Genomic DNA, 21,674 nt, shown 5'->3' on the forward strand with positions numbered 1-21,674 from the left:
TTTTCCTTGCATTGTGTTTCTGGCTCCCCGCAGCGCTGTTAAGGCAGCGAGCGGACAACCGCATTATCCGTGGGCTCCCTGCAAGTCCTAGACGGCGAGTGGGAAAAGCGCTTTGAGGACCCCTGAGGGAAACACAACAATACATAATTGTATCGCTTAGCGAGACAAGCTTCAAGCTCACCCGCATTCGCGAGTCGTTTTATGCTTGTTTAATCAAGAGACAAAAAGCTGAGAACCGGTTAGCACGACCGTTTATCGGGAGGAAGCAGCTTTAGCAACATGCTTGTCTGCATCTTTGGCAAGCCGGGAGATGGTTTCTGCATTTGCAGAAGGATTCAACGCCACTGCCCTACGCACCATCGTGGCCAACACAGTGGGTGCTCCCGGTTCAATTTCAACACCCAACTGGCCCAACCAATCCAAAGTTTCAGAATCTGTATCTTCGCTCTGTGCGCCCTCAAGCCGCATCTTCCACGATGTCATCGGATTCATTAACGCGGCAGCGCGCACGCCTTGGTCTGGATCTTTCGTTAACACACCGGCCAACCAGTTTTTATCGTCTTTATTAGCAGCCACGGCCCGGCGCACCTGCGGGTCAGGATCGTGCGAAAGCTTAACTAAGACATTAGGGAAGGGCATAGTTTGAGCCATGAAGACGCGGTCTTCGAGTGGCGTGTGCTCATTGCCGGCAACTGCTTCTAAGAGTGCCGTGGCGCGCGAATATGCTGCCTGATCAGACCTATCAGGCAGGGTTTGGCGGGCAAGTTTGCTCAGCTCTGGCGAATTGCTCGAATGCCGAATCCGCTCATACGAGACGGTGAGCACCTCCCCGGGATGCTCCTCTTCCTGCTGCTGATTACTCTCTTCGCTCATACCCCCAAGCATAAGCGATGTTCACGATTTTTACGCCTATCCGCATAAGAACCTTAGCAATTCGATAGAAGCTTCTCGCAGGTCATGTTTATGCTGATAATAAGTGAGAAATATACTTGGGAGGCGGGATGCGGACGGTTTTGGACTCGCCTGGGCAGCCGGCGGTTGGGGAGCTGGAGGAGCGCAAGTCGGTGTTTATCGGGGCGGCTTGCCATATCAGCAGCGAGGCCGAGGCGCTGGCATTTTTGGAAGAGCAGCGAGAGGCCAATCCTAAAGCTCGGCACGTGTGCCATTGCGCGATTTGGGGCGGAGACTCGGTCGGGCCGGATGCACAAGAGCCTACAGACTCAGCAGATACGGACGGACTCGACGCTCAGCCGAGCCCCACCAATTCCGGCTCCGGCACGCTCTCGGAGCACATGAGCGACGACGGGGAGCCCTCTGGTACGGCCGGTAAGCCGATTCTGGAAGTGCTGCGCCGCAACGATATGACTGACTGCATCGTGACTGTGACCCGCTACTTTGGTGGCATCCTGCTGGGCTCAGGCGGGCTAATCCGCGCCTACTCCTCAGCAGCTTCCCTAGCGCTCAAAGCCGCCCGGCAAGCGCAAATTGTGCCCGCCCGGCGATTGCTGGTACGCGTGGACTACCCCCGCTACGAGCGCCTCAAACAACTAGTCGAGCGCTGCCGGGGCCAAGTAAGCAATGAGGAATTCACGGACCAAGTCACGCTCACTATTGACCTAGCAAGCGACCAGACCGAAGCCTTCACAGCCGAGCTCACCAACCTCTTCAACGGGCAAGTCAGCGCCCAAGACCGAGGCTCCACCGCCTTCTACCAAGCCACGGAATCGTAAGCGGCCAAAAGCTCGCGAATAACCCAACTTGTCGCGAAATTTGTGCCGTTTACAGCGCAAAAATGGCCAAAAGCTCGCGAATCAGGGATATTGCCGCGAGCTTTTGGCCGTTTGGAATCAGATTGCGAAGAAGGTCTTGAAGATGAAGGCGCCTAGGATGGCTCCTAGGATTGGGGCTACTACTGGGATCCAGGCCTCGTCCCAGCGGGAAGTGCCCTTGCTTGGGATGGGGAGAATCTGGTGGAGGATGCGCGGCACTAGGTCGCGAGCGGGATTGAGGCCGGGGCCAGTTGGGCCGCCGAGAGACGTGACCAAGCCCCAGACGATAAAGCCTACAACGATAGCAGCCGAAGCCTTGTTCTTGGCACCCCAAGCACCCTCGAGGCAGCACAGAGCGCCCATAACAAGCAGCAGGGTACCGACGAATTCGTTGATGAAGTAGTTGGGCTTGGATTCGCTGGCGTCGGTCGTGGTGAAGGACGCGAGGATTGCTTCAGGAGATTCGGTCTGCATATAGTGTGGATAGTAGACCGCGTAGACGATGAGTTGGCCCAGCGCTGCGCCCAGAAGCTGGACGAGAATGAAGGGTGCTACCTGGTTCCAGGGGAACATGCCATTGACTGCCTGAGCAATGGTCATAGCCGGGTTGATGTGCGCGCCCGAAATGGCACCGAACATGAGCACAGGGAACATCACGCCAAAACCGTAGCCCATGGCAATGGTCAACCAGCCGGAATGGTAGCCCTTGGTTCCCTTGAGTTCGACGTTAGCCACTGCGCCGTTGCCAAAAATCATCAGAATAGCGGTGCCAATAAACTCCGCCATTAGTTTAGTAGTCAGAGAGTAATCCATAATGAATCCTTTACCATGTTAGCGTCGTCTCCAATGATGGCGCAACCGAGCTCGCTTTCAGTTTTAATGTCTTATCGAACTGCGACTGAAACGCTCCGAGACCAGCACTGGCCCCTTAGCAAGCGAACTGTTGATATTAGTGTAACTCGAACACTTCATCTGCCTTGGCCGCCCGCAGACAATAAATATGTGACCTATGTCTCATAAACCAGAAAAACTCGGAACCGCTGTTTTCCAACGGTTCCGAGTCTACTCGCGGAGACGAGGAGATTCGAACTCCTGGACCGTTTGCACAGTCAACACCTTAGCAGGGTGCCCCTTTCGGCCGCTCAGGCACGTCTCCGAGTCTTACGCCAGCCGAAGCTTAGTGAAGACTACAAGGAGCCAGCATATCACCACGCGAGGATCAGACGCGCCGGAAGCTTCTAACTTCGCATGATTGGACCGGGATACCACTAACGATGAATGCCTCCATACCAAGTACTCAGCCCAGAGCACCAACGTTACAGCTTACGCCTAGAATAAAAGGCATGAGTACAACACCGAGAATGGCGGCCGCTAAACGCGACTGGGGCAGCGACGAAAGCGGCTGCACGGTGCTTCACATTGACATGGATGCCTTCTACGCTTCTTGCGAGGTGGCCCGACACCCCGAACTCAGAGAAAAACCACTCATTATCGGCACCGGCCCGCGTTCGGTAGTCTCGGCCGCCTCCTACGAAGCTCGTGTATACGGTATCAACTCAGCTATGGCGGTTTCACAGGCCCGGCGGCTGTGTCCACAGGGCATTTTTCTTCCCGTAGACATGCACTATTACCGGACCATTTCGGCGCAAATCTTTACCCAAGTCTTTTCGCAGATTACCGACCAAGTAGAGCAGGTTTCGGTCGATGAATGCTACATGAACGTGAGCGGAGCTCTACTGAGGTGGGAGAAGCCCAGCAATATAGCCCGCTGGATTCGCGAGCAGGTAGCCACACGCTTCCACTTGACTTGTTCGGTAGGCATAGCGTCTAACAAGCTGATCGCTAAAATGGCCTCAACGAACGCCAAACCAGACGGAGTGCTGCTCATTCCTGAGGCCCAGCAAGCCCAATTTGTACAACTTATGCCCTTGCGCGGTATACCCGGTATTGGGCAGGCCTCAGAAAAGCGGCTCAAGTCTTGGGGCATTGAAGATGTTGCATCGCTCAGCCGATGCTCTGAAGAAGAACTACAGCAGGCAACCGGCTCACACATAAGTGCTCGTAACCTCTTTTTGGCATCTCATGGTCTTGACGAACGCGCAGTAATCCCACACACTCCCGAAAAGTCTATCGGCGCCGAGCGCACTTTTTTACACGATACAAGCTCCCTCAAAACCGTGTGCGATTTGCTACGAAAATGCAGCGATGAAGTGGCCTCTTCCCTACGTAATCGTCAGCTACTTGCACGAACCCTAACAGTTAAGCTGCGCTTTGAAGATTTGCACTACATCACCAAGTCTCATACGCTGCGCATGCCCGTTCATTCTGCCGCCACGATATATCCGGAAGCCGTGCGCCTATTGACTTCCATGCTAAATATGAGCGAAGAGCAAATTAAGCAAGGAACATTGCCCAAGCTCATACGCTTGGCTGGGGTGAGTGCTTCGGGCTTAAGCAAGACCGAGGAGACAGCGGTGCAGCCCTCGCTCGACGACATGTTGCAGGAGCAAGATCCGCAGCCGGACAAGGCTCAGCAAGCGCAACTTGCCCAAGCTGAGAAAACGCTCGATAGCATACGCGGACGCTACGGAACTGGCGCAGTCAAGCTCGGCCTGTGAGCGATAAGCAGGACCGCCTGCTGAGAGCAGAATCCTCCGCGAGCGAGACCCAGAACATATAAAAATAGGCGGGGCCTAAGCGACCCAGCCTATGAAGTTTTAAAAACTACCTGCCCTGAGCGGGAAGGGCTGCGACCTTGGGATGATCGTGATCGTACGCTCCCTGCGCCTGAGCACCACCGGCATCGCCTACCTCGTTGAAGAACTCAACGGAAGCATCCTTGAACCAAGCCCAGTCTTCAGGCAAATCGTCCTCGTAGAAAATGGCTTCTACCGGGCACACAGGCTCGCAAGCGCCACAATCCACGCATTCGTTAGGATTGATATAGAGGTTGCGGGGGCCCTCATAAATGCAATCTACCGGGCACTCGTCAACGCAAGCCTTGTCTTTGACATCTACGCAAGGCTGCGCAATCACATACGTCATGAAACCCTCCTGAAAGCAAGTACTACTAGATTACGCTCAACTTACGACTCATTGCGCAAACGACTCCTCGCCAGCAATCGCACTATCTAATAGCTCCTGACCCAAGCGCGAATGACCGTAGGAGTAGCTGAAATAGATAACGAAACCGATAAGGAGCCACACCACGAAACGAATCCAGGTGAGAACTGTGAGGTTGAGCATGAGCCACAGGCATGCCAAAGCGATAGCAATGGGAATCCACGGGCTACCCGGAATCTGGAAGGAACGCTCCAAATCTGGGCGTTTGCGGCGCATAATCGGAATCGAAAGGGCAACCAGCATGAAGGCAGAGAGGGTGCCGATGTTAACCATGTCTGAGAGGACGTCAATCTTGAAGAAGCAGGCCACAATCGCCACCAAAACACCGGTAATGATTTGGGTGCGGGCAGGAGTGCCGTGGCGGCCAGTTTGCGAGAGAGAGCGGGGCAGGAGTCCGTCGCGGCTAAGAGCAAAGACAATACGGGTCAAGCCGAGCAGCAGGACCATTACCACAGTCGTTAAACCGAGGACAATACCGAAAGAGATAAACTTCGCAGCCCAAGTAGCACCGACTAACTCGAAACCTGTTGCCAGTGAAGGGTTGGGCATCTTAGCTAAATCTTGGTAAGAGACCATACCAGTAGTGACGATAGCGACAAGCACATAGAGCACGATGACCATTACCATGCCGAGGAAAATGCCGCGCGGGACGGTCTTGCGTGGATTTTTGGCCTCTTCGGAGGTGGTTGCCACAACATCAAAACCAATAAAAGCAAAGAACACGAGCGCTGCACCCGAAAGAATGCCGGGCACACCATAGATGCTAGGGCGCATACCAGTAGCCCACTGCCAGAGCGGCTGATTCATAGTCGAGGTAACTTCCAAACTCTCAATGGAAGAAGCGGGCTGGGAAGGGGGGATGAAGGGATGGTAATTTTCGGCCTTAACATAGAAGAAGCCTACGATGATAACGAAGAGCACGATGCCAATCTTCAGCACCGTCAGCGCACCGTCGAAGCGAGCCGACATCTTTGTGCCAAGCACCAGAAGAACTGTGAAGAGGCCAACTACTACAAGTGGGGCCAAGTCAACAGATTGCGATGCCAGATTGATCGTGGTTGAGAAGCCAGTGCCACCCATTAAGTGGACAAAGTCACTTAAATACACGCCCCAATATTTGGCAATCACTGAGGCAGCCATAAGCATTTCGAGGATTAAATCCCAGCCAATCACCCATGCAACAACCTCGCCAATAGTGGTGTAGGTAAAGGTGTAGGCCGAGCCAGATACGGGAATCATAGAAGCGAATTCGGCGTAGCACATAACCGCAGCGCCACACACGATGCCTGCAATGATAAAGCTGATAATCACCGCAGGACCTGCATGGAAAGCTGCGGCCTGGGCACCCACGGAGAAAATACCCGCGCCAACCGCCACGGCCACTCCCATAACCGCTAAATCCCAAGTGCTGAGGGTACGTTCCAGGCTGCGCCCCTCCTCACTAGTTTCAGCTATAGTCTGCTCGACAGATTTAGTTCTGAACAGATGCATCAGAGATCCTCATCTCACTTTCCTCAGCCAATAGTGCGTTTTGCGCGCCTACAACTATAGGACAGGGGCCGAATTACTCAGATAATTCGGCCCCTGCTGCCCTGCCCAGACGGTTCGACGGCCCTGTATTACAACCAGTCTGAGGTCGACCAGCTAAGCCCTCAAGGCATCATCGACGCCACTCTTAAGGGCGTTGGCCAGCTCACCGTGCCCGGTTGGGAACCGGAGCGGCTGGCCCACCTACCCGAACTGATGGAAGCATACAAGAGCATTGGGCACGAGGAAATGTATGCCAACTACAAGTACTTCCTCGACGCAGTCATCCCCACCTGCGAGCGCTACGATGTGAAGCTGGCCGTGCATCCAGACGACCCCGCTTTCGACCTCTTTGGCTGGCCGCGTGTGGTCTCCAGTAAGGAAGGTATTCAGCGGGTCTTGGACCTCAACCCATCGCCCTATAACGGCCTGTGCCTGTGCTTGGGCTCCTTCTCCTCGCGCCGGGGCAACGACCCAGTCGCCGCGGTCAAGACCTTCATGGACCGCATTCACTTTAGTCATGTGCGCAACATTCGCTTTACTGACGAGGCCGGCTCCTTCTACGAGGTGGGCCACCGGGCGAGCGAGGGCGATGTGGATACCATCGGCATTATGAAGGCTTACGCTGAAGCCGATTACCAGGGATATATTCGCCCCGACCACGGCCGTCACTTGTGGAGCGAGAACACCGAAGCTGGCCGCCCACGCCCCGGCTACGGCCTCTACGATCGCGCTCTAGGAATCCAGTACCTGCTGGGCTGCTGGGATTCTTTCCGCTACACCAAGTAAGGAGTCATATAGATAGATTTTTCTTCAACACATAGCACAAGGGCCCTCCCGCTCAATACTTTGCGGGAGGGCCCTTACGTATTGCTATACGCAAGAATGGCAAGCACTAACGATCAAGTTGCAAACCGACGAGCACCGGCTCGGGGATGAGGCTGAGACCAAATGCTGCTTCGACACCAGAGCGGATGGCAAACGCCAAATCTGCAAGTTCTTGGGAACTGGCCGATCCGCGATTGGTCAGAGCTAACGTATGGACTGTAGAGAGGCCCGCCTGAGCCTTAGGTAGTGCGAAGGACTTGTGGAAGCCGGCATGGTCAATCAACCAAGCAGCAGACGTCTTGACTCTTGCCGGATCTGCTTGCTGCCCGGCGCTGATTACCGGGAAACGCGGGGCTTCGGCCGGCAAAGAGACAGCCTGCTCTTCGGAAATGACAGGATTCATAAAGAACGAGCCACAAGAATGGCGGTTTGCAATCAAGTCCTGCCCCTGAGGACTATCCACTCCCCCAGCCTGGTCGACAGCTGCTTGCAGAGAGTCGATGGCTGCCTGAGCATTGTCGCGCTGCCTACTGCCCCGCATCCAAGGATTGAGATAGCGGTACGGGTCTTCTAGCATGCCTTTTTGAGCACGAATGCTGAGCACTGCCTGGCGAATCTGCTCGGTAGGCATCTGATCGCCAACTTCAACGCCCAGAGCGCGCGCCAGCTGGTCGAAGTCTACCCTGCTAGCCCTGGAATGGCGCAGGGCAAAAGTGACCGAGAGGACCACGAAACGCGGAGTTGGGAAGAAGCTTTCAGCAGGCTGACCGGGAGCCTCATACATGGAAGACTTCAGGGCCGAGCTGCGGTAGCCAAAAGCCAAGTCTTGGGCGCTGAGCTCTTGCGTGGTTTTGCGCTCGCGATCCCACACCTCAACCGACTGCACGGATTGGGCCACCTCTTGTCCGTAAGCACCGATATTTTGCACGACGGACGCACCAACCGTACCTGGAATGCCCGATAAGCCCTCTATACCGGCCAAACCCATGCGGACGCAATAATCCACCAAGTCATCCCAGTTGGTGCCCGCTGTGGCTCCTACGTGGACGCTACGGTCTTGCCCTTCAACGGGCGCTGCCTCGTCGAGCACGTACATTTCGTGGCGGGCATCGCGCACAACTAGGCCCGGAAAGGGATCATCGCTTACTAGGAGGTTGGATCCGCCACCGATTACGCATAGGGGTTGACCTTGTGCATCGGCTCCCTCTACTGCTTCAATGAGACCTACCCGGTCTTTGGGGCAAGCAAAGGCTGCGATTGAACCGCCCACGCCTATTGTGGTGATATCTGCAAATGTGGGCCTAGCTGGAGAGGCTGGCGAAGAATCAAGCATGTGTCTAGTTTAGCGTCGGGCCTAGGCATAAGCACTACTGGCGAGCCAATACGAAAAGGGCTGAAATACAAAAAAAGGCCCGACTATGAAGTCGGGCCTTGAAACAACTAAGACGCACTCAGCGAGTCTCGCGATGCAAGGTGTGCTTGCCGCAGCGAGAGCAGAACTTCTTCAGCTCGAGGCGGTCAGGAGTGTTACGACGGTTCTTAGTCGTAATATAATTACGCTCCTTGCATACGGTGCACGCCAGCGTAATGCCAGGACGAATATCTGCGGCTTTTGCCATGGTTCACCTCTGTAGTCTTTCTTCACAGGCTTATGCCTGCGATCGTAGCGAGGAAGAGACTCGAACTCTTGACCTTACGATTATGAGTCGTACGCTCTAGCCAGCTGAGCTACCCCGCCAGAGAGCCTCGGGTGAGAATCGGACTCACGACCTCTTCCTTACCAAGGAAGTGCTCTGCCACTGAGCTACCGAGGCGTGGCGGATAGTGGATTCGAACCACTGAAGCACGAAGCGGCTGATTTACAGTCAGCTCCCTTTGACCACTTGGGAAATCCGCCATGTCGTGTGCAGCCTAAGCTCCGCACGGCAACTTGCTTATCTTGCCACCTTTTTTTCTTTTTCGCAAGTCGACCTCAAGCCGTGTCGCGATAATCGGCTCAGGGCTGACTCGAAGATGGCAAAAAACTAAGTCTAAAAGTCCCAATCGTCGTCGTCTGTCTCTACAGCCTTGCCCATTACGTAGGAGGAACCAGAGCCCGAGAAGAAGTCGTGGTTCTCGTCGGCATTGGGGCTGAGCGAGGCAATGATAGCTGGGTTCACATCAGTGGTATCTGCCGGGAAGAGGGCCGGATAGCCCAAGTTCATCAAAGCCTTGTTGCCGTTGTAGCGCAAGAACTTTTCGACGTCTTCAACCAAGCCCACGCCCGAATACAGCGACTGGGTGTATTCCACTTCGTTGTCGTATAAATCGTTGAGCAATTCATAAGTGTAATCGCTCATCTCCTGCTTTTCAGCCTCGGAAACCTTGGCCAAGCCCTTCTGGTACTTGTAGCCAATGTAGTAGCCGTGCACAGCCTCGTCACGAATAATGAGACGAATCAAATCGGCCGTGTTGGTCAGCTTCGCGTGGCTGGAGAAGTACATGGGCAGGTAGAAGCCCGAGTAGAAGAGGAAGGATTCCAGCAGTGTCGAAGCCACCTTGCGTTTAAGCGGCGAGTCGCCCTCGTAGTAGTCAAGCACAATCTGTGCCTTCTTCTGCAAGAATTCGTTGTGCTCAGACCACTCGAACGCTGCATCAATCTCGGGCGTGTTGGAGAGCGTAGAGAAGATAGAGGAATAGGACTTTGCGTGGACCGACTCCATGAAGGAAATATTGGTGTAGACCGCTTCCTCGTGGGGGGTCAGCGAGTCGGGAATGAGCGAAACTGCGCCCACGGTGCCCTGGATGGTGTCGAGCAGGGTCAGGCCAGTAAAGACGCGCATAGTCAGCGTGTGCTCTTCCTCACTCATAGCTTGCCAAGAAGGAATATCGTTGGACACCGGGACCTTTTCGGGCAGCCAGAAGTTACCGGTGAGCCTATCCCAGACTTCCAGATCCTTCTCATCTTCCAAACGATTCCAATTGATGGCTGAAACCCGATCAATCAGCTTGAGCGGCTGACGAGGTATAGAAATCGGTGGCACCATGGCTTATTCTCCTTCGTTACTTTCCTAAAGCTTCATACACTGTACGCTGCCCACCTTGAAAAAGCGGGCAGCACTTCTCACAACTACCGAATTCGTGGCCTACAGCATGCAAGAAACACAATCCTTGACTTCTGTACCTTCGAGCGCCTGCTGGCGAATACGGATGTAGTACAAGGTCTTAATACCCTTGCGCCAAGCGTAAATCTGGGCCTTGTTGACCTCGCGAGTGGTCGTGGTGTCAGGGAAGAAGAGCGTGAGCGAGAGACCTTGGTCCACATGCTGGGTGGCTTCGGCGTAGGTGTCGATAATCTTCTTCCAGCCGATTTCGTAAGCATCCTCGTAGTAGGCCAAGTTCTCGTTAGTCATGAAGGGTGCCGGATAGTAGACACGGCCAATCTTGCCTTCCTTACGAATCTCGACCTTGGCAGGAATGGGCAGAATCGAACTCGTGGAATGGTTAATGTAAGAGATTGAACCTGTAGGAGGAATGGCCTGAAGGTTCTGGTTGTAGATGCCGTCTTTGATGATGGCAGCTTGGAGTTCCTTCCAGTCTTCAACACTGGGGATCTCAATACCATACTTAGCAAAGATGGAGCGCACCTTGTCAGTCCTAGGCTCTAGCGAGCGGCTACCGTCTGTGTACTTATCGAAGTAGTTGCCCTGGCCTGGCTCCTTGGCGTAGTCAGACTTGGCGAAAGTTGAGAAAGCATGACCGCGCTCTTGGGCAATCTGGTTGGAAGCCCGGTAAGCGTGGTAGGCCACGGTCATGAAGTAGATATCAGTGAAGTCCAAGCCCTCTTCTGAACCGTAGTGGATGCCCTCGCGAGCCAAGAAGCCGTGGAGGTTCATCTGGCCCAAACCAATGGCGTGCCCCTCGTCGTTGCCGCGCTTAATCGAGGGCACGGCCTCAATATCGGTATGGTCAGATACGGAAGTGAGAGCACGAATAGCGGTCTCAACCGTGTCTGCCAGGCCCCCATCGATGGCCTTAGCAATGTTGAGTGAACCCAAATTGCAGGAAATATCGCGGCCCACGTGCGCGTAGTTCAAGTTCTCGTCGTAAGTAGAGGGTTCCTGCACCTGAAGAATCTCTGAGCACAGGTTACTCATAGTAATACGGCCGTCGATAGGATTGGCCTTGTTGACCGTGTCCTCGAAGAGGATGTAGGGATAGCCGGATTCGAACTGAATCTCAGCCAAGGTCATGAAGAAGTCGCGAGCATCGATGTATTTCTTATGGATACGATTATCTTTAACCATCTCGTCATAGTGCTCAGAGATGGAGATGTCTGCGAAAGGCTTCCCATAGACGCGCTCAACGTCGTAGGGAGAGAAAAGGGCCATCGGTGCCTTCTGCTTAGCCAGTTCGAAGGTAATATCGGGAACCACGACACCCAAGGCCAGTGACTTAATACGAATCTTCTCGTCGGCGTTCTCGCGCTTGGTGTCGAGGAAGCGCATAATGTCGGGATGGTGGGCGTTCAAATAGACCGCGCCGGCTCCCTGTCGGGCACCCAGCTGGTTGGCATAGGAGAAGGAATCCTCCAAAAGCTTCATAACCGGCACCACGCCCGAAGACTGGTTTTCGATGTGCTTGATGGGGGCACCCAGTTCGCGCAGGTTAGTTAGCAGCAGAGCCACGCCACCGCCGCGCTTGGAGAGTTGGAGGGCAGCATTGATGCCGCGGGAGATGGACTCCATGTTGTCTTCAATGCGCACCAGGAAGCAGGAGACGGGCTCGCCGCGCTGGGCCTTACCCAAGTTCAGGAAGGTGGGAGTTGCGGGCTGGAAGCGGCCGGAGATGATCTCGTCGGCATACTTAACAGCAGCGTCTTCATCGCCATCGGCCAGTTCGAGAGCCACGGCTACTGAGCGCTGGGGGAAGTCTTCCAAGTACTGCTTGCCATCGAAGGACTTAAGGGCATACGAAGTATAGAACTTGAAAGCGCCGAGGAAGGTCTCGAACTCGAAACCGGAATTGGCAGCGCGCTCATAGATGCTATCCAAGAACTCAGGGGTGTACTTGTCGAAAACGCTCTTGTTATAGTACAGATTCTCGGTCAGGAAGGACAAACGCTCCGTAGTGGAGGTAAAAGTCTTAGTATTGGGTGCTACATGCCCTTGAATGTACTGGCGCTCAGCTTCCTCGTCCTTGTCGAACTGAATCTGCCCATCCTTATCATAGAGATTGAGCATGGCGTTCAATGCATGAAAATCGTGGGCAGGATCATAGCTTTCCCCTGCGCTTGCTGTGCGATCTAAAGCCAAGGACGTGTCTTCCTGTACTGCCATCTGGCATCCTTTCGTGGGTTGTAACCCCTGTTATAACATTCATGAAATCTTGTGTACGAACTAGGACGCAGCGATCGTCGTAACTGAATGAGCGCTGCAAAGTCTTATTCAGGATGATTGCGGAAAAATTCCAGCACTCCCTGCTTCACTTTGCGCTCGTCCTCCGTAGTGCCCATCAACTCAAAATAGTAAAGGAAGGGTACCTTGCATTTTTGGGCAATAATATCGCCGGCCATGCAGAAGGCTTCGCCAAAATTAGTATTGCCTGAGGCAATGACCCCGCGGATACCTGCTCGGTTGTCAGGATCGTTCAAAAAACGCTTAATCTGGGGCAACACAGCCTTACGCGCCGAACCACCACCATAAGTCGGCACAACTATAATATAAGGCTCGTGAACCTTGAGCGGGGCTTCGTGGGGCTTGACCGGGATGCGGAACACATCGATGCCCTCATCTTGCAATCGGCAATTAGAGATGAAACGAGCCGTGTTCTCAGACTGTGAGGAAAAATAGACCACTGCGCCAACGCGCTCCCCCACTGCCGCATACTCAGGCGTGCTGGCCACCTGTGTCCCCTGCTCTGGCACTGCTTGCTCCATCAAAACCTCCCGTAGGCACATCGTTGAGATGTTTGCCCACGCTGTAGGCTTTCTCAAGCAGGGGCAGGAACCACTATATCTAGTAACCTCGATAATTGCGATAGGCATATATAGTGTTTCTTGTGCACAATATCACAGTAGCCTTCATGGGGGTCTCCAGCCCTACTCCCCAGCCAAAATACAGCAAGGCTCTTGAACACAGTTATGCTCAAGAGCCTTGACAAATATCGAAAGTGAGAGTCTTACTTCAAGATAGCCAGCACGTCGCGTGCAGAAACAATCAAGTAATCCTCACCCTCATAGTTGACCTCGGTGCCGCCATACTTGGAGTAGAGCACCTTGTCACCTACGGTGACATCTACAGGAATCAGCCCGCCCTTGTCGTCGCGGCGACCAGGACCAACAGCAAGGACTTCACCCTGCTGAGGCTTCTCCTTGGCAGAATCCGGAATGACTAGACCAGACGCGGTCTTGGTCTCAGCCGGAGCCTGCTTAATGACAATCTTGTCTTCCAACGGTGTGAGTGAGATCGACACTGTGGACCCCCTCTTTCTATGAGTACGCTCAATAATTACCCGCGCCAGAAGTCAAGTGAGAGGCTGACGAACACCCACTACAACATCCCTTTGCGCTAGTTATTATGGTAGCGCTAAATTAGCACTCTGCCAACTTGAGTGCTAACGCTATGAGTGAACGCGATTCTGTACGAAGTTGAGAACTTAGCCGCAGCGAATCGTAGCTTACGAATTACTGCGGCGGGCCAAAATGGCTTCCACGCCAACCTTGCCCAAGGAGTCATCACTCACCTCGGGAGCATCAACATCTGCCTGCACTTCCCTACGATGAAAGTCTTCTGGCTTGCTGTTGGGGTTATTCTTACGCGAAGAGCGCACCGACGAATCCGACTCTTGAGCCTGCGTCTCTCGCTTCGGCTGAGCTTGCAACTTAGGTACGGCTTGGGCTACCTGCTTCGTTGATTTGATCTCCAAGCTCAGAGGCTCATTCTGTCGTAAGACTTGGCCGTCGCGCGACTGGCCCATAGAGAAGGAAAGTAGAGTATGCGCCTGAGCTGCAGTGAGCACAGGTTCGCGATTACTTTCGCTACTGGCAGCAGCCTTAACCTGCTTGGCCGCATCAACCTTATGAGCCGGCTGATCTACCTGTGATTCTGGTTGGGAAGCAGCGGCCGAAGCTTGTGAGGAAACGTGTTGTATAGCCTCGCGCACTGCATGCTCGGCAATACGATCTTCCTGCGCAGCCGACATCTGCTGAGCTGAACGAACAGCCAGAGCCTTCTCTTGCATCTTACGAGCCAATATAATAGCCGCACGAATATCTTCCTGGCTTAAGGCCGCAGTGGTCTGATCGCTTTCCTTGGCTTGCACCGGGCGAGCTGCGACTGGGGCAGCCGCGCGCGAGCGCAAGAGCTGGCGGTTCTGTCGAGCAGCTAAACGCTCTTCCCACTGCCGAGCTTGAGCAGAAGCGTGAGCACCAGAGACCAACACCACCCCAAGTAGAGCCAGCGGAATAAGGCAATAGAGCAGGCTGAAGGTTACAGTAACCGCCAGTACGCCAACGACGAGCGTGATGAGCAGCAAGGAAAGCGCTAAGATTTGACGCCGACGAACAGCAGAGCGACGCATTTGCCGCACACGCTTAATGCGCTCCTCTTCCTGGCGCGCCTTGCTGCCATCCTGCTGTGGCTGCATAACCAACCCTTTCACCCTATGCGGCTCAACATCGCCAAACCGCTTCGCGTCGCTCTCATCAACTAGATGGAGCGAAGCAGACATACGGTCCTGCTGGTGTTGAGAGGCGTGTTTCATACCTCTCATCGTTCGCCCCGGCAACCAGCCGAGCACGAGAATCGCCGCAATCAGCAGCAGAAGCAAGCTGGACAACGACTCATAAACCATACTTCCCTACGATAGATGACGGTATGGTCCAATCTCAAGTGATTCTAGGCGTGTCGCGATTTTTTTCTAGAAATTCTTTCAGGACACCCTCTTGACACTCGTTTGCAAGCAGGCTAAAACTCAGATGATCGCGCCACTGCCCACCAATAAACATATAGCCTCGCTTGATACCCTCTTGGTTCATACCCAACTTTTGCGCCACCCTTAACGAGCGCTGATTGCTGGGCAACACATCTATCTCTATTCGGTGCAAACGCGGACCCGATGGATCAAAAAACGCCCAATCTGCCAGTAAGGCCACCGCAAGTGGCGCAAATCCGTGTCCCACGTGGTCTTTATCAACCCAATAACCCACCGTGGCTGTGCGCATTGCCCCGTAACAAATAGCTCCCAAAGAAATCTGGCCTACAATAGCGGTTTGAAATTCCATAACAAACACGGCTGAGGAACCAGCAGTTTCGTTGCGGCGCAAGCTCGCTACCCACTCGTTGAAGGTTAGAGGACTCCCGCCCAAAGGGTCTCCAGATTCCCAAGGGGCCAGCCACTCCTTATTGCCCCAGCGCACCGCATTCCACTCATCGGCGTCGTCCAATTCGACGGGGCGCAGGCCAAAATCGCCGTATCCAACAGGTACTGACAGTCGCCGTGGCATCGTCAGACTTGGACTGGCAGGGTCAGTAGTGCGCGGGTGAGTGAAGGCATCAAGTAAGCTGTGAAGGACTGGCATAGTTCTCATTGTAGGACTCTACTCAGCAGCCGAGGGCAATATTCATTGCTTCTAGCAGCAAATACTGGCCTTTAGGTCTAGCTGGGGGCTAGGATATGTGATATTACGAATAGCTTAGTGTGAACTTTTGGAGGGATAGAACGGTGCCTACCTACCATTACCGTTGCAAAAACTGCGGATATGACTTTACGAAAGAGCAGTCTTTTAGTGATGACCCCATTACGGTGTGCCCCGAATGCGGCCAAGAGCAGGTGCGCAAAGTCTACTCGGCTGTGCCCATTGAGTTTAAGGGCCACGGTTTTTACCGCACGGACGGCGCTTCCTCGTCAAGTTCCAGCTCCTCATCAGACAAGTAAAGGCAGCTAGTAGTGCGGGCCTCGCAGGAGTTTTCCTTGATATAGCAGACCTGAGCCACATTCGACCACATTGGTCATGACCGCTTGGACAGTGCGCTTGTTGAGAGCACACTGGAGTCATGACCAATATTTTTTTCAACACTCCTCACTCACCATTGAGCCATACGCTCGCAGGGCGGCGCCGTAAGGCCTCTCTTAAACGCATCGTTGCGGCAGTATGCGCCGGATTGTCCCTGTTCTGCGTTCTTCAAATTTTGACGGGCAGTCAAGCCCAAGACCGAATACTGGTGGCTAATCGAAACATTGCTAGGGGAGCGCGTATAGAAGCCTCGGCTCTCAAAGAGATACAAGTGCCCGCCAGCCTAGCAAACTCCGCCACACTCACCAGCCGAGAAGATGCCCTAGGTCAGGTCGCCTTGGTCCAGATTGCAGCAGGCCAGCCCCTCATAAGCTCCTGTCTAAGCCGAGCGCCCAGCCTGCCCACGGGATACACCACCGTGCGTCTACTCCTAGCTTCTGCCCCAGAATCCTTAACTCCGGGCCAGTCAGTACAACTTATTGCTTCGGTGCCTTGCTCCTCTCACCAAAATACGGCCGCTGCCGAAGCTCAGGAAACCCCATCAAGTGACCACTGCCTAATAACGAGCAAGGCACTTACGATGGAGCTACCTAAGAGACAAGAGCGTAATGCGTCTCAAAGCGAATCAATCATGGGTCCGGAACACAGCCCGACTATTACCTTTGCGCTCCCGCCCGAAGACGCTATGAAAGCGCTACGGTTGCCCCAAGAAGCGGCCGTTATTGCTGTGGATAGCGGTAAGTGAAGCGTTCAGCTATACGCGCAGAGCGTGGAGCTACAAGGCGCGGGGTCAGCGGGAGCGCCCATAATAGTAAAAGGGGACAAGCCTTCCAATGAGGAAAGCAACCGTCGAGATGGAGGCAACATGACATCAGACAATCCAGTCAAGCAGCAGGCTACGCACGCAGCCCATGAATTAGCTAGCATCAGTAATAAAGAACCGCTTGCAGGCTTTAAGCAGTTCATTTCCCGCGGTTCGATGGTCGACATGGCCGTCGGCGTGGTTATGGGCTCCGCAGTAACCGCGGTGGTTAATTCGATTGTAAAGAACCTGCTCAGCCCCCTCATCGCCATGATTTTTGGCAAACCAGATCTGAGCGGTTTACTCACCATTAGCAACGGCAAGGCAACGATTTCCTTCGGTGCCATATTGGGAGAAATTCTCAATTTCCTGCTGGTGGCGGCTGCCATCTACTTCTGTGTGATTCTGCCCATGAACAAGATTCGTGATTTGACGCGCACCGCCGCCGGTGTGGGCGATAGCGCCAACGATGCGGATAGCAAGCCTAGCACTGACGAGCAAACGGTTGAGCTGCTTCAGAGTATTTTGACCCAGATGCAGGCATCAGAAACCAGAGTGTCGTATCACAACACCAAAGCCATTCCTGGCCAGTCTCAGCCTTTCTCGGCTGGGAACTGACCCCAGTGAGGCGGTAATTCATTAAGAATTCGGCGGTCATCGTCGGCAAGTTTCTTCTGCACTGGTTCGCGGGGACCGAGCGCAAAACTCTTGTCGTCGAGGCCGTCGCCTTCAAAGTGCTCAGTACCTCGTCGCACCACACGCTTATGGCGCTTAGTACGACGAGGAGACTGCCCGGAAACCTCTTCGCAGGCAGCACTAGCTTCGTCTAAGGAACTCACTCGCCGACCTGACTCTGACTGCCGGTATGCGCCGCCTTGGGAGCTAGCGACTTACGAGAACCGAGCAAACGCTGGGCTATGCGGTCGGCTTCTTTATCGGGATTGACAAAAGCAGAAACGCTCCAAGCAGTCATAGCAGACCAACCTAAACGTTCCAAATCCTCGAGACGGAAGCGGTGACGCTCTCTGGTAGATTGCGTATGCATAAAGTCAGCGTCGTCCGTTACCACAGCCAAGCTGTAGGGCTGGCCTTTGAGACCAACGACCATCGGAATACGCATGCCTTCATCGAAGCCGTAGTCAAGGGCAACTTCTAGCCCCTTCTGCTCTAGGCGCTGAGCCAAATCTGCGAATAAGACATTGTTGCTGGATTCAGCTTCGTTTGCTTCCAGCTGCTTGTCTTGGAGCTGTTCAGACCAAACGAGAAGCTCCTTTAAGAGCTTCGGGCCAGGCTGGTGCAAGCGGTCGTCTTCCATATCTTGCGAACCGAAAGCAGAAACCACATCGACATGGCGCTCTGCCACAGCCAAAGCATCGAGCAGCATACCAGAGCCACCCTCACCCTCAAGCTTGCCGAACTGCTGGAGGAGACGCCCATGCGAAGTCTTTGCAAAGCCAATCGAAAGAATCGCATCGGTGCAGGCAGTACCAGAGATTTCGTCAATATCGACAATGCGCACATGGCGTAAGAAGAGGGCGAAAGCCGAATCCTTAGCAGCTTGCGCTTTCAACTCCGCTCCCAAACGCACCCGGTGAGCCTGTGAGAACGTAACGATAGCGATAATATAGGAACGAGGTACGTTCGAAAAACTGGCGGCACGTTCGCGTAGCAGCCCCACCACGGCGTTAATCTCCTGCTGACTGGACTCCACCAGACCCGAGGAAATAGCAGGAACACCGTTGCCGCTGACTCGCGTGAAGACTACCTTGCCCCGGTTAGCTTCTTGCACCAAAGCGTACGGAATTGGACCGTAGCCATGACTACGCAGGAAATCAACAACCAAGGGCGAGCGACGGGCAGGATGGCCTTGACTGCGCACAGGCACGAGCATATTGGACAGATAGATCAAGCCATCTGAGGTCATCGTTTGCTGATGGGCCACCACCACGACTTGGCGCACACGCGCCAAAATCGAGAGTACCTGAATGGAAGGAGTGTGCGCCCCAGCGTCGATAATCGCCACATCGGCAATCTGTTCCGCACGAGTCTGGGAAGCTAAAGTCGCAGGTGTCGCGATCATAATGGGCTTAGCCGCGGCCATCAGTGTGGGATGGGCATCGATTAAGTCATTGATCGAGGGGCCCGTCTGGCCGGTCAAAGCAGCGTGGAGCTGATTAGCCTCCTGCTTGTGACCAAAAAGAATCTCAGTAAGCCTGCGCTGACTCTCCTGACCAACCATGGGCCCAACGCTCATAACGTGGTCTAAATCAACCTGGTTGAAGCGCTCAGCTGCGGAAGACAGGGCAGAACCATCTTGATTCGAGATGATACGGGAAGAATGCATAATATCGTCGAACACGGTGGTCCACCAAGCCAAGCTCAGTTCGCCTCGCACAGCATCCTTGGGCACCTGACGGTTACGCAAATCAGTAATAAGCTCTTGCAAACCAGCAGCCTTGAATTCGCGATCCAGATTGCATCGCTCAGGCAAAGTATCCAGCGCAATATGGTCATCGAAGAGGGAACGTAGACGCTCTTCGACTTCCTCGAACGGCGTGGTTTCTAAATCTCCGCCGCCAGGAGTTGAAGCCAAGACAGTGTCTAAGGCAGTCATATCTCGGCTCAAAGCCTCATAGGTGTCGAGAATATGATCGAGCTTAGCTGGCAAAACTGGCCAGCCGCCGTGGGGCACAAACTCGCGCCACTTCTTGGCTTGGCGGGCCACCACCAACAGCGCAGCATGAAGGTCGTCGACTTGCGTGCCAACGCGGACCAAAGCCTTCGCCTCTTTCACCAAGCGACGCCGCTCCCAGAAACCTAGGGAGCTGCTGCTCGACTTACGCTCGTCTTTAGACTCGCTCGCCTCAATCATGGCAGGGATGTCGCGCTCAAAAATGTCTGGCTGGAAGATGTCAAGAACCCTGCGCAGGTTCTTCAACATGGCCATTTGCTTGCCCCACTCCTGAGCCGTCTGAGGCACAGGGAAACCGCAGGTTTCTACAGTTGAAGCAACCTGCTCTCGGGTGGCTGGCAGAAGCTTTTCAAGCAGACGGACCACACGCTCATAAATAGCGACTGCTTCATCTTCTGTATAAATTGCAGCGCCAAACCAAGGCGTATCTTGCGGGCCAAGGGTGAACTCGCCCAGCTGGGCAGCCCGCTCAATCTTGTTGCCCCAAGATTCCATCTGGTCGCGCAACTGACGGGCGGTATCAACACTCAGGCGCACACGCGTTGCCGGGTGAGTGGGCAGGTTGGCGGCTTGCGCCAAGTTCTGGATGGTCTGATAAGCAGATACACCCCAAGTCTTGCTCACGCCATGCAAATCACCTAAGTAGCGCGTTAAACGGGAACGCACTCCCACCAATTCGTCTGCCAATTGGTCAAAACGAGCAGTGGCCTTACCAGGTTTAAAAGCAACGCCCTCAATGAGTTGCGTATCAATGGCCTGCTTAGCCGAGCTCGATTGCAGGTCCAAGACCAAATCGGACATTTGACAACGGTCCATATAGCGCTCAAAGCGGCGCTTTTGTTCCACCACACAGGGCACGTAGAGAACTGTACGTCCGTTCATTAAACAGCGGGCTGCTACGGCTGCCGAACTACTGATGCCATTGCGCCCTGAAACCTCGTCGAGAAGCACAGAATGCCCGCTTGCTGCCAAAGCAGCAGCGAAACGCACCTTGTTATCAACGTCTCCCACCTCGAACTCTGCATGTGGATCAGCATCAAAAGGCGAATATTGGGGCAGTGGATCGCCTTGAACCTGCTCCAAGGCTGCTTGATCGCCAGCAAGAGCGTCGAGAAGAGCATTTCCAGTAGGACCCGCAGCCATGCGGTCAATCAAATCTTGACTCTCGGCCAGCAAAAGCGCCGACGGCTCCACGAAGCAGCCCAAGATAATCTGCTGCTCAATCGAGAAATCGTTGATATGGGGAGCAACTGCTGCCGTAATGGTTTTAAAGAGGGCAGAGGTCTCCAAAGTGCCACCCTGATAGTGGGCAGAGTCGAAGAGACCAGCTGCATCAAGGTCGATACCACGGTTGCGCAAGACAGCCAAGAAAGCGCCATTGACTTGCACGCGGCCAGTGAAACGAATAATTGCTTTGTTGCCAGACTTACCTTCTTGTTCTACCTCGATAGGGTAGAGCAAAACCGGCATGGCAGCGCCACTCCAAGTAGCAACACCAACCACAATCGAAAGCTGGGCAGAACCGCTCTGGCGCTCCTTAGCATCGAGATCATCCAAGACACGTTCTAAGCGACGATGGGCCGCGCGCAACATGTTGTTGTCTCTAAAAAGCGTGTTGAGATGCACATGGCCTGAGGCGAAAAGCTGGGCAATACCCGAGGGGTGAGCATGAGTCAAATCCAGTTGAGCTGCCAGCCGACCCACGTCTTCAAGCGGCGTGGTTTCGGCTGCAATCTGATAGGCCTGTCTCCAGGCACGAATGCGCTCCAGCGGCGCTAAACCCTCATGCACAGGCTGCTCGCTGCTGGCCCCCTCCACTTCCTGAGACTCCTGCGAAGACGCAACGGCTTCTGGCTCCTCTACCGGAGCGGCAGTAGCTGCTACAGCTTGGTCTTGCTCCTGACCATCGTCTGCTTGAGAGGATGTCGTTTCACTCAT

The 21,674-nt window shown here is 54.3% G+C and carries 20 protein-coding genes and 4 tRNA genes; 6 read left to right on the forward strand and 18 right to left on the reverse strand.

Going from position 1 to position 21,674, the window contains the following annotated elements:
• Positions 1-252: 252 nt before the first annotated feature.
• Positions 253-885: an AbrB family transcriptional regulator gene (locus tag R8377_RS06420; protein WP_425604995.1), complete on the reverse strand. Its 633-nt coding sequence runs from the start codon at positions 883-885 to the stop codon at positions 253-255.
• A 116-nt stretch (positions 886-1,001) separates the two neighbouring features.
• Between R8377_RS06420 and R8377_RS06425 the strand changes: the two genes are divergently transcribed.
• On the forward strand, positions 1,002-1,730 hold the full coding sequence (locus tag R8377_RS06425) for an IMPACT family protein (RefSeq protein WP_317642682.1): 729 nt from the start codon (positions 1,002-1,004) through the stop codon (positions 1,728-1,730).
• Between the two features lie 117 nt (positions 1,731-1,847).
• Here R8377_RS06425 and R8377_RS06430 read toward each other — a convergent pair whose 3' ends face one another.
• Together R8377_RS06430 and R8377_RS06435 are read right to left on the reverse strand one after the other, a co-directional pair.
• On the reverse strand, positions 1,848-2,582 hold the full coding sequence (locus R8377_RS06430; RefSeq protein ID WP_317642683.1) for an MIP/aquaporin family protein: 735 nt from the start codon (positions 2,580-2,582) through the stop codon (positions 1,848-1,850).
• Between the two features lie 256 nt (positions 2,583-2,838).
• Positions 2,839-2,925: transfer RNA gene (locus R8377_RS06435), tRNA-Ser, on the reverse strand.
• Between the two features lie 187 nt (positions 2,926-3,112).
• Between R8377_RS06435 and dinB the strand changes: the two genes are divergently transcribed.
• A complete protein-coding gene (dinB, locus tag R8377_RS06440; RefSeq protein ID WP_317642684.1) occupies positions 3,113-4,387 on the forward strand; it encodes a DNA polymerase IV in 1,275 nt (424 codons plus the stop codon).
• Between the two features lie 106 nt (positions 4,388-4,493).
• On the opposite strand, the gene fdxA is transcribed toward dinB, so the two are convergent.
• Together fdxA and R8377_RS06450 are read right to left on the reverse strand one after the other, a co-directional pair.
• Positions 4,494-4,814 (reverse strand): ferredoxin, encoded by a 321-nt coding sequence (gene fdxA / locus R8377_RS06445; protein ID WP_317642685.1) that lies wholly within the window; start codon positions 4,812-4,814, stop codon positions 4,494-4,496.
• 48 nt (positions 4,815-4,862) lie between these two features.
• Positions 4,863-6,383, reverse strand: coding sequence for an APC family permease (locus R8377_RS06450; RefSeq protein WP_317642686.1), 1,521 nt, complete (start codon positions 6,381-6,383; stop codon positions 4,863-4,865).
• Between the two features lie 96 nt (positions 6,384-6,479).
• Here R8377_RS06450 and R8377_RS06455 point away from each other — a divergent pair, with 96 nt between their 5' ends.
• Entirely contained in the window at positions 6,480-7,208 is a 729-nt protein-coding gene (locus tag R8377_RS06455; protein WP_317643731.1) for a mannonate dehydratase, read from the forward strand.
• 106 nt (positions 7,209-7,314) lie between these two features.
• Here the strand turns inward: R8377_RS06455 and R8377_RS06460 are convergent, their stop codons facing one another.
• The 11 genes from R8377_RS06460 to R8377_RS06510 all read right to left on the reverse strand — a co-directional run bounded on the left by R8377_RS06460 (position 7,315) and on the right by R8377_RS06510 (position 15,807).
• Positions 7,315-8,580 carry an FAD-binding protein gene (locus R8377_RS06460; protein WP_317642687.1) on the reverse strand — a complete coding sequence of 422 codons (1,266 nt, stop codon included), beginning with the start codon at positions 8,578-8,580 and terminating at the stop codon, positions 7,315-7,317.
• Positions 8,581-8,698: 118 nt separating this feature from the next.
• The gene (gene rpmG, locus R8377_RS06465; protein ID WP_094722834.1) at positions 8,699-8,866 is read right to left on the reverse strand and encodes a 50S ribosomal protein L33; all 168 of its coding nucleotides are present in this window, start codon (positions 8,864-8,866) and stop codon (positions 8,699-8,701) included.
• 45 nt (positions 8,867-8,911) lie between these two features.
• Positions 8,912-8,985: transfer RNA gene (locus tag R8377_RS06470), tRNA-Met, on the reverse strand.
• 4 nt (positions 8,986-8,989) lie between these two features.
• Positions 8,990-9,061, reverse strand: a tRNA-Thr gene (locus R8377_RS06475).
• Between the two features lies 1 nt (position 9,062).
• Positions 9,063-9,144 (reverse strand) — tRNA-Tyr (locus tag R8377_RS06480).
• 133 nt (positions 9,145-9,277) lie between these two features.
• Positions 9,278-10,270, reverse strand: a complete 993-nt coding sequence (gene nrdF / locus R8377_RS06485; RefSeq protein WP_317643732.1) for a class 1b ribonucleoside-diphosphate reductase subunit beta — start codon at positions 10,268-10,270, stop codon at positions 9,278-9,280.
• A 102-nt stretch (positions 10,271-10,372) separates the two neighbouring features.
• Positions 10,373-12,565 carry a class 1b ribonucleoside-diphosphate reductase subunit alpha gene (gene nrdE, locus R8377_RS06490; protein ID WP_317642688.1) on the reverse strand — a complete coding sequence of 731 codons (2,193 nt, stop codon included), beginning with the start codon at positions 12,563-12,565 and terminating at the stop codon, positions 10,373-10,375.
• Positions 12,566-12,669: 104 nt separating this feature from the next.
• Complete coding sequence (nrdI, locus tag R8377_RS06495) at positions 12,670-13,164, reverse strand: class Ib ribonucleoside-diphosphate reductase assembly flavoprotein NrdI (RefSeq protein WP_317642689.1); 495 nt, start codon at positions 13,162-13,164, stop codon at positions 12,670-12,672.
• A 242-nt stretch (positions 13,165-13,406) separates the two neighbouring features.
• Positions 13,407-13,700: a co-chaperone GroES gene (gene groES, locus R8377_RS06500; protein ID WP_317642690.1), complete on the reverse strand. Its 294-nt coding sequence runs from the start codon at positions 13,698-13,700 to the stop codon at positions 13,407-13,409.
• Positions 13,701-13,904: 204 nt separating this feature from the next.
• Positions 13,905-15,080 carry a hypothetical protein gene (locus R8377_RS06505; RefSeq protein WP_317642691.1) on the reverse strand — a complete coding sequence of 392 codons (1,176 nt, stop codon included), beginning with the start codon at positions 15,078-15,080 and terminating at the stop codon, positions 13,905-13,907.
• 34 nt (positions 15,081-15,114) lie between these two features.
• Complete coding sequence (locus tag R8377_RS06510; RefSeq protein ID WP_317642692.1) at positions 15,115-15,807, reverse strand: GNAT family N-acetyltransferase; 693 nt, start codon at positions 15,805-15,807, stop codon at positions 15,115-15,117.
• A 143-nt stretch (positions 15,808-15,950) separates the two neighbouring features.
• Here R8377_RS06510 and R8377_RS06515 point away from each other — a divergent pair, with 143 nt between their 5' ends.
• The 3 genes from R8377_RS06515 (at position 15,951) to mscL (ending at position 17,662) form a co-directional block, all read left to right on the forward strand.
• Positions 15,951-16,163 carry an FmdB family zinc ribbon protein gene (locus R8377_RS06515; protein ID WP_317642693.1) on the forward strand — a complete coding sequence of 71 codons (213 nt, stop codon included), beginning with the start codon at positions 15,951-15,953 and terminating at the stop codon, positions 16,161-16,163.
• A gap of 119 nt (positions 16,164-16,282) precedes the next feature.
• A complete protein-coding gene (locus R8377_RS06520; protein ID WP_317642694.1) occupies positions 16,283-16,987 on the forward strand; it encodes an SAF domain-containing protein in 705 nt (234 codons plus the stop codon).
• A 120-nt stretch (positions 16,988-17,107) separates the two neighbouring features.
• Entirely contained in the window at positions 17,108-17,662 is a 555-nt protein-coding gene (gene mscL / locus R8377_RS06525; RefSeq protein WP_317642695.1) for a large conductance mechanosensitive channel protein MscL, read from the forward strand.
• Here mscL and R8377_RS06530 read toward each other — a convergent pair.
• Both R8377_RS06530 and R8377_RS06535 read right to left on the reverse strand, forming a co-directional pair.
• On the reverse strand, positions 17,638-17,883 hold the full coding sequence (locus R8377_RS06530; protein ID WP_317642696.1) for a hypothetical protein: 246 nt from the start codon (positions 17,881-17,883) through the stop codon (positions 17,638-17,640). The genes mscL and R8377_RS06530 overlap by 25 nt on opposite strands.
• Positions 17,880-21,674, reverse strand: a complete 3,795-nt coding sequence (locus R8377_RS06535) for a helicase (RefSeq protein ID WP_317642697.1) — start codon at positions 21,672-21,674, stop codon at positions 17,880-17,882. The genes R8377_RS06530 and R8377_RS06535 overlap by 4 nt, the downstream gene beginning before the upstream one ends.

Origin of the sequence: Bombiscardovia apis, from assembly GCF_033095945.1 — a bacterium.
Classification (GTDB): Bacteria; Actinomycetota; Actinomycetes; order Actinomycetales; family Bifidobacteriaceae; genus Bombiscardovia; species Bombiscardovia apis.